Here is a 12,982-nt window from a genome sequence, read left to right as displayed (position 1 = left end):
GATGACTGATCTTCGACCCGTGCTGCGCGTATTGGGCATTTTGCTGCTGATGTTTGGCGGCACGATGGCCGTGCCCGCGATCTCCTCGTGGTGGCTCGATGACGGGGTGTTTGGCGTCTACCCGCTCACGATGGGCATCACCTGGGCCTGCGGCCTGGTGCTGTGGTGGATGGCGCGCCATGAGCAGCGCGAGCTGCAGGCGCGCCACGGCATCATGCTGGTCGCCTTTGTCTGGATGGTGTTCCCGCTGTTTGCGGCGCTGCCGCTCTACCTGGGCTTTGAGCGCATCGACCGGGCGCTGAGCTGGCAGCATGCCTATTTTGAAGCGGTCTCGGGCCTGACCACCACCGGCTCCACCGTGCTCAACCATGTGGATACCCTGCCGGTGTCGCTCAACATCTGGCGCACTTTCTTGCAGTGGATGGGGGGCATGGGCATTTTGATTCTGGCCGTGGCCATCCTGCCGATGATCGGCATGGGCGGCAGCCAGCTCTTCCGCGCCGAGGCCGCCGGCCCGGTGAAGGACACCAAGCTCACGCCGCGCATGGCCGAAACCGCCAAGGGGCTGTGGGGTGTGTACGGCCTGTTTTCCGTACTCTGCGCGCTGGCCTACTGGCTGGCCGGCATGACGCCGCTGGACGCGGTGATGGTCATGTTCACCACGGTGAGTCTGGGCGGTCTCACCCCCCATGACGCCAGCTTTGCCTATTTCAATTCACCGCTGATCGAGGGCATTTGCACCGTCTTCATGCTGCTGGCCAGCTGCAACTTCGCGCTGTATTTTGTGGCCATCCGCAAGCGCAATGTCTGGGTGCTGTACCGGCAGCCTGAGTTCCGCGCCACCATCGGCACCTTGCTGGGTGGCGGCTTGCTGGTGGCGGCACTGCTGTGGTTCAAGGGGGTGTATGGCCCGCTGGAATCGCTGCGCATGGGCGTTTTCCACACCGTATCGGTTGCGACCACCACCGGCTATGCAGCCGTCGATTTCGGGCTGTGGCCGCCTTTTGCGCCCGTCTTCATGCTGCTGCTGTCAGGCGTGGCCACCAGCGCCGGCTCGACCGGCGGCGGCATCAAGATGATCCGCATGCTGCTGCTGCTCAAGCAAACCCGGCGTGAAATGCGGCGCCTGGTGCACCCCAATGCGGTGCAACCGGTGACGGTGGGGGGCCTGGCAGTGGATGAGCGGGTGATCTTTTCGGTGCTCGCCTTCATGCTGGTGTACTGCGCCACCATCGCTGTGCTGACCATGGCCTTGCTGTTCACGGATATGGATTTGCAAAACGCGCTGGGCGCTGTGCTTGCCAGCGTGAACTGCGCCGGTGTAGGCTGGGGCGATCTGGGCCCCAGCAACAATTTCGCCGGCCTGACCAGCTTTCAGCTGAGCGTGACCACCTTGGGCATGTTGATGGGCCGGCTGGAGATTCTCAGCTTTCTGGCCCTGTTGACGCCGGCTTTCTGGAGAAGGTGAGTGCTTGCTAGGTAGGGCGGCAGCAAAGTTCTGGTGACTTTGGCCCTCAACTCTCTACAATTGGTACTCAATTGTTTTTTGCTCGTTTTTTTTGAGCCCTCAAACAGTATTCATTTATGGTCCCGAATCTCATAACAGCCCTAACGGGGCCCATCAACGAATTGGAACAGCGCATGCTCGATGCCATGCCCGCGATCGAGCGCTGGTTCCGTCTGGAGTGGATGGAGCACACGCCTCCGCTCTATTCGTCGGTGGATATCCGCAATGCTGGCTTCAAGCTCGCACCGGTTGATACCAACCTGTTCCCTGGCGGTTGGAACAACCTGACGCCAGAGATGGTGCCGCTGGCTGTGCAATCGGCGATGGCTGCGATTGAAAAGATCTGCCCTGAGGCGCGCAACCTGCTGATCATTCCCGAGAACCAGACGCGCAACCCGCAGTACCTGGCCAATCTGGTGCAGCTGCAGCATATCTTCTCGATGGCGGGGCTGAATGTGCGCATCGGCTCGATCGATCCGGAAGTCAAGGAGACGATCAAGCTCAAGGTGGGCAACAAGGAGCTGGTGATCGAGCCGGCGCTGCGCCATGGCCGCCGCGTGGGCCTGAAGTATTTCGACCCCTGCACCATCTTGCTGAACAATGACCTGTCCACCGGCGCACCCGGCATTCTGGAAGAGGTCTACGAGCAGTTTGTGCTGCCGCCGCTGCATGCGGGCTGGAGCGTGCGCCGCAAGAGCCGCCATTTTCAAAGCTATGAAGAGGTGGCCAAGCGCTTTGGCAAGCTGATGGGGATCGATCCCTGGCTGATCAACCCGATGTTCAGCAGCCGCAAGGGCGTGGACTTCACCGACGGCAGTGAGCATGCACTCGATGAGTTGCGTGAAGATGTCGACGTGATGCTGACCAAAGTACGGCGCAAGTACAAGGAATACGGCATCAAGGAAACGCCCTTTGTCGTGGTCAAGGCCGACAACGGCACTTATGGCATGGGCGTGATGAGCGTGCATGACGCCAAGGAGCTGCGGCAGCTGTCGGTCAAGACCAAGAACCAGATGTCGCTGGTCAAGGACGGCCAGCAGGTGCACGACATGATCATCCAGGAGGGTGTGCAGACCGTCGAGCGCATGGACAAGGAAGCGGCCGAGCCGGTGGTCTACATGATTGACCGCTATGTGGTGGGCGGCTACTACCGCGCCCACTCGGACAAGGGCGCGGAGGACAACCTCAATGTGCCCGGCGCGCATTTCATCCCGCTGTCGTTTGAGCACGGCATCTCGCCGGGCGATTCGGTGGGGGCCAGCGCACCCAACCGCTTCTATATGTATGGCGTGGTGGCGCGGCTGGCGATGCTGGCGGCCAGCTATGAGCTCGAGGCGACCGATCCGGACGCCGAAATCTACGACTGAGCCGTTTGCGGCCTTCCTACAACCTCTGATTGCCGCCCGCTCCTGATCCGCCATTCGGGCTTGTCCGGATGCGCGGCTTCACTGCGGGCGCAACAACAGGCGCACAATGCAAACCAATCCACTACAAGCATGCCTGATGCGGCATGGCACAAAGGCTTGATGTGCAACACAACAATAAATCCGCACTGCCCGCGCTGACCCTAGGCGCCATCGGGGTGGTGTATGGCGATATTGGCACCAGCGTGCTGTATTCGCTCAAAGAGGTGTTTGGCTCAGGCCATGTGCCTTTCACCCACGACAACGTCTATGGCGTGCTGTCCATCCTGTTCTGGACCTTGACGCTGATCGTCTCGCTCAAATATGTGGTCCTGGTGCTGCGGGCGGACAACAACGGCGAGGGCGGGCTGATTGCGATGCTGGCACTGGCCTCGCAAGCGGTCAAGGACAAGCCCAAGCTGCGCTCGGTGCTGATGCTGGTCGGCATCTTTGGCACCTGCCTGTTCTACGGCGATGGCGTGATCACGCCTGCGATCTCGGTGCTCTCGGCCGTCGAAGGCCTGGAGGTGGTCTCGCCCGGCTTCAAGTCCTGGGTGATTCCGCTCACCTTGGTGGTCTTGCTGCTGCTGTTTTGGGTGCAAAAGCGGGGCACGGCGGGCATCGGCAAGTTCTTCGGGCCCATCATGGTGGTCTGGTTCATCTGCATTGCCGCCTTGGGCGTCTGGAACATTGTGGACCACCCGCAGGTGCTGTGGGCGCTCAGCCCGCACCATGCGCTGGGCTTTATCGGCCGGCATCCGGGCATCAGCTTCATCATTCTGGGCGCCGTGGTGCTCTGCGTGACCGGGGCGGAGGCCTTGTATGCCGACATGGGCCATTTTGGCCGCAAGCCGATTCGCCTGGCATGGTTCAGTGTAGCCATGCCGTCCCTGGTGCTCAATTACTTTGGCCAGGGCGCGCTGGTGCTGGAGAACGCCGAGGCAGTGAAGAACCCCTTCTTCATGCTGGCGCCCGGCTGGGCGCTGCTGCCCCTGGTGCTGCTCGCGACGATGGCGACGGTGATCGCATCGCAGGCGCTGATCACCGGCGCGTTCAGCGTCACCAAGCAGGTCATCCAGCTCGGTTACCTGCCGCGCATCCAGATCCTGCACACCAGCGTGCGTGACACGGGGCAGATCTACATCCCCTTTGTGAACTGGAGCCTGTTCCTGACCATTGTGCTGGCAGTGATCCTGTTCAAATCCAGCAGCAATATGGCGGCGGCCTACGGGATTGCGGTGACCCTGGACATGACCATCACCACGGTGCTCACCTTCTTTGTATTGCGCTATGGCTGGAAATATGCGCTGTGGATGGCGCTGGCGCCGACGGTGTTCTTCTTCTGTATAGACATCACTTTCTTTGCCTCCAATCTGCTCAAGCTGTTCGATGGCGGCTGGTTCCCGCTGGCCATCGGTCTGTGCCTGTTTGTCGTGATGATGACCTGGAAGCGCGGGCGTGAGCTGGTCTACCAAAAGCTGCATGCCGATGGCATCGACCTGCAGTCCTTCCTGCAGATGGTGCTGCAGGCGCCGCCCACGCGGGTGCCGGGCACGGCGGTGTTTATGACGTCTGACGCCCATGTGGTGCCCACGGCCTTGCTGCACAACCTCAAGCACAACAAGGTGCTGCATGAGCAGAACATGTTCGTCAACATCGTCTACCACGAGGTGCCCTGGATCGGCCTGGAAAAGCGCGCGGTGATCGAGCCGCTGGGCGGCGACTGCTGGCGCGTGCAGCTGAACTACGGCTTCAAGAACGATGTGGATGTGCCCAATGCGCTGCACCAACTGCGCGGCCATGGCTGCGATACCGGGCAGATGGTGACCAGCTACTTCCTCTCGCGCGATGTGTTTGTGCCCACGGACAAGACCAGCGCTGGCATGGCACCTTGGCGGCAGAAGTTGTTTGCCCAGATGCACCACAATGCAGCAGGTGCGGCAGAGTTCCTGCTGCTGCCGAGCAACAGCGTGGTGGAGCTGGGCTCGAAACTCGAAATTTAACCAGCCAGGGCTGCTCACCCGCTGCGCGCACCCCGGGCCAGCGAACACCTTGGCGGCGCGAAAGGGTGTATGCGGTTTTTCAAGGACATGAGCGCATCGGCGCTCATCGCAGGCTTTGTCACGGTGCTGGTGGGCCTGACCAGCTCCATTGCGATTGTGTTCCAGGCGGCGCAAAGCTTTGGCGCCACGCCGGCGCAGGTCTCGTCCTGGGTCTGGTCGCTGGGCATCGGTGTCGGTCTGTGCTGCTGGGTGCCCAGCATCTTGCTGCGCAAGCCGGTGGTCGTGGCCTGGTCCACGCCCGGGGCCGCGGTGCTGGCCACGGCCGGCGCCACCGGGGCGTTTGGCATGGGTGATGCCATTGGCGCCTTCATCATCAGTGCGGTATTGATTGCGCTGGTAGGCATGACGGGCTGGTTTGAGCGGCTGATGAACCGCATCCCGATTGCGATTGCCTCGGCCTTGCTGGCGGGCGTGCTGACCCGCTTTGGCCTGGATGCCTTTGCCGCCGCGCAGACCAATACCTGGCTGGTGGTGGCCATGCTGGTCACCTACCTGCTGGGCCGGCGCCTGCTGCCGCGCTATGCGGTCATGCTCACCTTGGCAGTCGGCATTGTGGTGGCGCTGCTGCAGCACAAGATCCAGTGGTCTGCCGTGCAGCCGGGCCTGACGATGCCGGTGTTCACCATGCCCAGCTTCAGCTGGCAGGCCGCCATCAGCCTGGCGCTGCCGCTGTTTGTGGTTACGATGGCCTCGCAGAACCTGCCGGGCGTGGCCATCATCCGGGGCTCGGGCTATGACCTGCCTATCTCCAAGCTGATCACGATGACGGGCCTGGCCACCTTGCTGCTGGCACCCTTTGGCGCCTTTGGCATCAACCTGGCGGCCATCACCGCCGCCATCTGCATGGGGCCGGAATCCCACCCCGACAAGGCCAGGCGCTATGCCGCCGCTGTGGTCTGCGGTGTCATCTATGTGCTGATTGGCTGGTTCGGGGTCGTCATTGCGGGACTGCTGACCGCATTCCCGCATGAGCTGGTGGTGGCGATCGCCGGCATTGCCCTGCTGGGCACCATCGGGGGCGGGCTGCACACGGCCTTGCAAGGCGAGCAGTACCGCGAAGCGGCGCTGATCACCTTCCTGGTGGCGGTGAGCGGCGTAACAATAGCCGGAGTGGGATCGGCCTTTTGGGGCGTGGCCGCAGGCAGCCTTGCGCTTTTTGTGCAACATTACGGCAAGCGCCGCTCGGCTTGAGCGCGCCCAGTTCTGTTCGTTTCTGCTTGCGTGGCCCTCTGGTGGGCAGGCAAGGCCATTGAATACACAGGGCGGCCCCCAGGCCGCCGACCCACACCATGCATATCCTCTTTGTTGCCGATCCGATTGAGTCCTTCAAGATCTACAAGGACAGTACCTTCGCGATGATGCGCAGCGCCCAGGCGCGCGGCCACCGCATCACCGTCTGCGAGCCGCGGCACATCCGCTGGATCAGCGGCGAGAAGGTCTCGGCCCAGGTGCGCGACATTGTGCTGACCGGTGACGAGACGCGCTGGTTTGACGAAGCATCTGGCCGCCGGGCCGAGCTGGCCGAATTCGACGCCATCGTCATGCGCAAGGATCCGCCCTTCGACAGCGAGTACTTCTACGCCACGCACCTGCTCGGCCAGGCCGAGCGCGAAGGCGCCAAGGTCTTCAACAAGCCCGCCGCCTTGCGCGACCACCCCGAAAAGCTGGCCGTGATGGAATTTGCCGAATACGCGCCCGTGACCCTGGTCACCCGCAGCGCGCAAGATATCCTCGACTTCCACGCCGAGCACAAGGACATCATCTTGAAGCCCCTGGACGGCATGGGCGGCATGGGCATCTTCCGCGTCGGTGCCGATGGCATGAACCTGGGCAGCATCATCGAAACCTTGAACCTGGACGGTGCCCAGAGCGTGATGGTGCAAAAGTACCTGCCTGAAATCACCAAGGGCGACAAGCGCGTGCTGATCATTGGCGGCCAGCCCGTGCCGTTCTGCTTGGCGCGCATCCCGCAGGGCAATGAAGTGCGTGGCAATCTGGCCGCTGGCGGCAAAGGCGTGGCCCAAGCGCTGGAGCCCGAGGACCGGGCCATCGCCGAGCACATCGGCGCGCGTCTTGCGCCGCGCGGCTTGCTGCTGATCGGTCTGGACATCATTGGCCACCGCATCACCGAGATCAATGTCACCAGCCCCACCTGCTTCCAGGAGATCGAGCAGCAGGCCGGATTCCCGGTGGGTGACATGTTCATCGAAGCGCTGGAAAAGGCCGTTGCAGGCGCCGTCTGACACACGCCTGCAAAAAAGACGGACGTTTTCCTGACGCCTCGGGAAAACGCCTATACAATAGCGTCTATCGACAGCACGATGCCTTGCAAAGCTGCCAGACTCGAAAGAGGGCGGTTCGCAAGGTTTGCTTTTTTGAGGTGCTGACAAGGGGCTAGCGGAAACGCTAAAAACTTTGTCAAGCAGTTCAAAAAGCTGTGCTACAATACAAGGCTTCGCTGATCGCGGCGAAGGGGATCTGAGGGTTGAGGCTCTTGGGTCAGGTCTTTAAAAATTAACAGCCGATAAGCGTGGGCGTTTGGTGGCGATTGCCATATGTTCTTCGGAGCAAAACAAGCGCTCACTTTAAACAGTAATGATGAAGATCTTAGGATCTTTTTTATTCCGTCAAGTGAGTGAGTAGTCGAGAGACTTTAAATTCAAGATCGAACTATAGAGTTTGATCCTGGCTCAGATTGAACGCTGGCGGCATGCTTTACACATGCAAGTCGAACGGTAACAGGTCTTCGGATGCTGACGAGTGGCGAACGGGTGAGTAACACATCGGAACGTGCCTAGTAGTGGGGGATAACTACTCGAAAGAGTAGCTAATACCGCATGAGATCTAAGGATGAAAGCAGGGGACCTTCGGGCCTTGCGCTACTAGAGCGGCTGATGGCAGATTAGGTAGTTGGTGGGATAAAAGCTTACCAAGCCGACGATCTGTAGCTGGTCTGAGAGGACGACCAGCCACACTGGGACTGAGACACGGCCCAGACTCCTACGGGAGGCAGCAGTGGGGAATTTTGGACAATGGGCGAAAGCCTGATCCAGCAATGCCGCGTGTAGGATGAAGGCCCTCGGGTTGTAAACTACTTTTGTACGGAACGAAAAGCTCTCTTCTAATAAAGGAGAGTGATGACGGTACCGTAAGAATAAGCACCGGCTAACTACGTGCCAGCAGCCGCGGTAATACGTAGGGTGCGAGCGTTAATCGGAATTACTGGGCGTAAAGCGTGCGCAGGCGGTTATGTAAGACAGAGGTGAAATCCCCGGGCTCAACCTGGGAACGGCCTTTGTGACTGCATAGCTAGAGTACGGTAGAGGGGGATGGAATTCCGCGTGTAGCAGTGAAATGCGTAGATATGCGGAGGAACACCGATGGCGAAGGCAATCCCCTGGACCTGTACTGACGCTCATGCACGAAAGCGTGGGGAGCAAACAGGATTAGATACCCTGGTAGTCCACGCCCTAAACGATGTCAACTGGTTGTTGGGAATTAACTTTCTCAGTAACGAAGCTAACGCGTGAAGTTGACCGCCTGGGGAGTACGGCCGCAAGGTTGAAACTCAAAGGAATTGACGGGGACCCGCACAAGCGGTGGATGATGTGGTTTAATTCGATGCAACGCGAAAAACCTTACCCACCTTTGACATGTACGGAAGTGACCAGAGATGGACATGTGCTCGAAAGAGAACCGTAACACAGGTGCTGCATGGCTGTCGTCAGCTCGTGTCGTGAGATGTTGGGTTAAGTCCCGCAACGAGCGCAACCCTTGCCATTAGTTGCTACGAAAGGGCACTCTAATGGGACTGCCGGTGACAAACCGGAGGAAGGTGGGGATGACGTCAAGTCCTCATGGCCCTTATAGGTGGGGCTACACACGTCATACAATGGCTGGTACAAAGGGTTGCCAACCCGCGAGGGGGAGCTAATCCCATAAAGCCAGTCGTAGTCCGGATCGCAGTCTGCAACTCGACTGCGTGAAGTCGGAATCGCTAGTAATCGTGGATCAGAATGTCACGGTGAATACGTTCCCGGGTCTTGTACACACCGCCCGTCACACCATGGGAGCGGGTCTCGCCAGAAGTAGGTAGCCTAACCGCAAGGAGGGCGCTTACCACGGCGGGGTTCGTGACTGGGGTGAAGTCGTAACAAGGTAGCCGTATCGGAAGGTGCGGCTGGATCACCTCCTTTCTGGAAAACAGCTTCGCTGTTTCGGTGGATGCTAACTTTGTGCAAACAAAGTTAAGTGCCATCGGCACGGCAGGAGCCAAAAAAGCAATCAAGATTGAACGCCCACACTTATCGGTTGTTGGAACACAAGCCAGGTGGCTAGCTCACAAGAGCTCGCTGCGTGGAATGGGTCTGTAGCTCAGCTGGTTAGAGCACTGTGTTGATAACGCAGGGGTCGTTGGTTCGAGCCCAACTAGACCCACCATTAGATTCCAACGGATTTAGAGGTTGAGCTTATGCCGCTTTGGTTAATCGGAGTAGATTCTGATTGACTAGAGCCAAGCAGTGCGAGGCGTCTGATGCGAAGCACACTGATGTGTGTGAGCAGCGGGCAACGAAGCAATGCGCCGGCTATAGGCAATCAGGGGGATTAGCTCAGCTGGGAGAGCACCTGCTTTGCAAGCAGGGGGTCGTCGGTTCGATCCCGTCATCCTCCACCAATACTTTTACTGATAACTTATCACTCAACACCAAAGCGGTTTCGCAAGAGACTGTTTTGTTGTTGATTCCGGATTCCCGGATCAACACGGCTGTTCTTTAAAAATTCATAGAGTCGAAAATCAGCGTTGCTGGTGGAAACTGCACATTCGTAAAGGTTTAGTGCAGACCGTGCCACCAGCAACAATTTGATTGCGTCAAAACGAATGAAACTTTGCGAGAGCAATTTTTATTCAGTAATGACGAATATTCTTCAAGAATGTGGACTTGGGCGACCAGGTCTACAGCAAAGATATTCACATTACGGCATAACGCGCGAGGTGAGAGACCTCGCAAAGCAGTTGCTTGGGTTCTTGGCTTGAGATCTAGAGATAGATGTCAAAGTTATAGGGTCAAGTGACTAAGAGCATGTGGTGGATGCCTTGGCGATGATAGGCGACGAAAGACGTGATAGCCTGCGATAAGCTTCGGGGAGTTGGCAAATAAACTTTGATCCGGAGATTTCTGAATGGGGGAACCCACCTAGCAATAGGTATCGGCAACTGAATACATAGGTTGTCGAAGCGAACCTGGAGAACTGAAACATCTAAGTACCCAGAGGAAAAGACATCAACCGAGATTCCGATAGTAGTGGCGAGCGAATTCGGAAGAGCCTTGCAGTGATAGTCAGTGTGTTAACAAAACGGAATGGAAAGTCCGGCCATAGTGGGTGATAGCCCCGTATGTGAAAACGCATTGGTGGTACTAGGCTGCAGACAAGTAGGGCGGGGCACGAGAAACCCTGTCTGAATATGGGGGGACCATCCTCCAAGGCTAAATACTCATCATCGACCGATAGTGAACAAGTACCGTGAGGGAAAGGCGAAAAGAACCCCGGGAGGGGAGTGAAATAGATCCTGAAACCGCATGCTTACAAAAAGTCGGAGCCCTTAGGGGTGACGGCGTACCTTTTGTATAATGGGTCAGCGACTTACATTCAGTGGCAAGCTTAACCGAATAGGGAAGGCGTAGAGAAATCGAGTCCGAATAGGGCGACAAGTCGCTGGGTGTAGACCCGAAACCAAGTGATCTATCCATGGCCAGGATGAAGGTGCCGTAACAGGTACTGGAGGTCCGAACCCACTAGTGTTGCAAAACTAGGGGATGAGCTGTGGATAGGGGTGAAAGGCTAAACAAACTTGGAAATAGCTGGTTCTCTCCGAAAACTATTTAGGTAGTGCCTCAAGTATTACCTGCGGGGGTAGAGCACTGTTTAGGCTAGGGGGTCATGGCGACTTACCAAACCTATGCAAACTCCGAATACCGCAGAGTACAGCTTGGGAGACAGAGCACCGGGTGCTAACGTCCGGACTCAAGAGGGAAACAACCCAGACCGCCAGCTAAGGTCCCTAAAACGGGCTAAGTGGGAAACGAAGTGGGAAGGCTAAAACAGTCAGGATGTTGGCTTAGAAGCAGCCATCATTTAAAGAAAGCGTAATAGCTCACTGATCGAGTCGTCCTGCGCGGAAGATGTAACGGGGCTAAGCCAGTTACCGAAGCTGCGGATGCACAGTTTTACTGTGCGTGGTAGGAGAGCGTTCTGTAAGCCTGTGAAGGTGTCTGGTAACGGATGCTGGAGGTATCAGAAGTGCGAATGCTGACATGAGTAGCGTTAAAGCGGGTGAAAAGCCCGCTCGCCGTAAGCGCAAGGTTTTCTACGCAACGTTCATCGGCGTAGAGTAAGTCGGCCCCTAAGGTGAGGCAGAGATGCGTAACTGATGGGAAACGGGTCAATATTCCCGTACCGATGTGTAGTGCGATGTGGGGACGAAGAAGGTTAGCTCAGCCAACTGTTGGATATGTTGGTTCAAGCCTGTAGTCGTGCTCGGTAGGCAAATCCGCCGGGCTAAGATGAGGGGTGATAACGGGTCTGCTTGCAGACGAAGTGAGTGATACCCAGCTTCCAGGAAAAGCCACTAAGCTTCAGCTACACACGACCGTACCGCAAACCGACACTGGTGCGCGAGATGAGTATTCTAAGGCGCTTGAGAGAACTCAGGAGAAGGAACTCGGCAAATTGACACCGTAACTTCGGGAGAAGGTGTGCCCTCAGTAAGTGAAGTTGTACAAACGGAGCTAAACGGGGTTGCAAAGAATAGGTGGCTGCGACTGTTTAATAAAAACACAGCACTCTGCAAACACGAAAGTGGACGTATAGGGTGTGACGCCTGCCCGGTGCTGGAAGATTAAATGATGGGGTGCAAGCTCTTGATTGAAGTCCCAGTAAACGGCGGCCGTAACTATAACGGTCCTAAGGTAGCGAAATTCCTTGTCGGGTAAGTTCCGACCTGCACGAATGGCGTAACGATGGCCACACTGTCTCCTCCTGAGACTCAGCGAAGTTGAAATGTTTGTGATGATGCAATCTCCCCGCGGAAAGACGGAAAGACCCCATGAACCTTTACTGTAGCTTTGTATTGGACTTTGAACAGATCTGTGTAGGATAGGTGGGAGGCTTTGAAGTGAGGATGCTAGTTCTCATGGAGCCAACGTTGAAATACCACCCTGGTGTGTTTGAGGTTCTAACCTTGGTCCATTATCTGGATCGGGGACAGTGCATGGTAGGCAGTTTGACTGGGGCGGTCTCCTCCCAAAGCGTAACGGAGGAGTTCGAAGGTACGCTAGTTACGGTCGGACATCGTGACGATAGTGCAATGGCATAAGCGTGCTTAACTGCGAGACTGACAAGTCGAGCAGATGCGAAAGCAGGACATAGTGATCCGGTGGTTCTGTATGGAAGGGCCATCGCTCAACGGATAAAAGGTACTCTGGGGATAACAGGCTGATACCGCCCAAGAGTTCATATCGACGGCGGTGTTTGGCACCTCGATGTCGGCTCATCTCATCCTGGGGCTGTAGTCGGTCCCAAGGGTATGGCTGTTCGCCATTTAAAGAGGTACGTGAGCTGGGTTTAAAACGTCGTGAGACAGTTTGGTCCCTATCTTCCGTGGGCGCTGCAGATTTGAGGAAGCCTGCTCCTAGTACGAGAGGACCGGAGTGGACACACCTCTGGTGTATCGGTTGTCACGCCAGTGGCATTGCCGAGTAGCTATGTGTGGAAGAGATAACCGCTGAAAGCATCTAAGCGGGAAACTCGTTCCAAGATGAGATCTGCCGGGGGCTTGACCCCCCTGAAGAGTCGTTCTAGACCAGGACGTTGATAGGTTGGGTGTGGAAGCGCAGCAATGCGTTAAGCTAACCAATACTAATTGCTCGTGCGGCTTGACCCTATAACTTTGATTGGCCCCGCCCTTAGATGGGGCCCAATGCAAAGAACACTGCAACTGCAGTTATGCC

5 protein-coding genes, 2 tRNA genes and 2 rRNA genes are annotated in these 12,982 nt (G+C 57.4%); all 9 read left to right on the top strand.

What is annotated here, in order from left to right:
- Position 1: 1 nt before the first annotated feature.
- On the top strand, positions 2 to 1,468 hold the full coding sequence (locus F0Q04_RS00045) for a TrkH family potassium uptake protein (protein ID WP_182343859.1): 1,467 nt from the start codon (positions 2 to 4) through the stop codon (positions 1,466 to 1,468).
- 116 nt (positions 1,469 to 1,584) lie between these two features.
- Positions 1,585 to 2,874: a glutamate--cysteine ligase gene (gene gshA, locus F0Q04_RS00040; RefSeq protein WP_021026705.1), complete on the top strand. Its 1,290-nt coding sequence runs from the start codon at positions 1,585 to 1,587 to the stop codon at positions 2,872 to 2,874.
- A 161-nt stretch (positions 2,875 to 3,035) separates the two neighbouring features.
- A complete protein-coding gene (locus tag F0Q04_RS00035) occupies positions 3,036 to 4,913 on the top strand; it encodes a potassium transporter Kup (protein WP_232539464.1) in 1,878 nt (625 codons plus the stop codon).
- Between the two features lie 69 nt (positions 4,914 to 4,982).
- Positions 4,983 to 6,164, top strand: a complete 1,182-nt coding sequence (locus tag F0Q04_RS00030; protein ID WP_182343855.1) for a benzoate/H(+) symporter BenE family transporter — start codon at positions 4,983 to 4,985, stop codon at positions 6,162 to 6,164.
- A gap of 98 nt (positions 6,165 to 6,262) precedes the next feature.
- The gene (gene gshB / locus F0Q04_RS00025) at positions 6,263 to 7,216 is read left to right on the top strand and encodes a glutathione synthase (protein ID WP_182343853.1); all 954 of its coding nucleotides are present in this window, start codon (positions 6,263 to 6,265) and stop codon (positions 7,214 to 7,216) included.
- A 424-nt stretch (positions 7,217 to 7,640) separates the two neighbouring features.
- Positions 7,641 to 9,169: ribosomal RNA gene (locus tag F0Q04_RS00020) — 16S ribosomal RNA — on the top strand.
- A 167-nt stretch (positions 9,170 to 9,336) separates the two neighbouring features.
- A tRNA-Ile gene (locus tag F0Q04_RS00015) sits at positions 9,337 to 9,413 on the top strand.
- A gap of 159 nt (positions 9,414 to 9,572) precedes the next feature.
- Positions 9,573 to 9,648: transfer RNA gene (locus F0Q04_RS00010), tRNA-Ala, on the top strand.
- Between the two features lie 388 nt (positions 9,649 to 10,036).
- Positions 10,037 to 12,915, top strand: a 23S ribosomal RNA gene (locus F0Q04_RS00005).
- The 16S and 23S rRNA genes sit together here with 2 tRNA genes alongside, the layout of an rRNA operon.
- Positions 12,916 to 12,982 lie beyond the last annotated feature (67 nt).

This window comes from Comamonas koreensis (genome assembly GCF_014076495.1).
Taxonomy (GTDB): domain Bacteria; phylum Pseudomonadota; class Gammaproteobacteria; order Burkholderiales; family Burkholderiaceae_C; genus Comamonas; species Comamonas squillarum.
The sequence above is the reverse complement of the archived record's forward strand: the minus strand, read 5'-3'. Positions and strand labels throughout refer to the sequence as shown.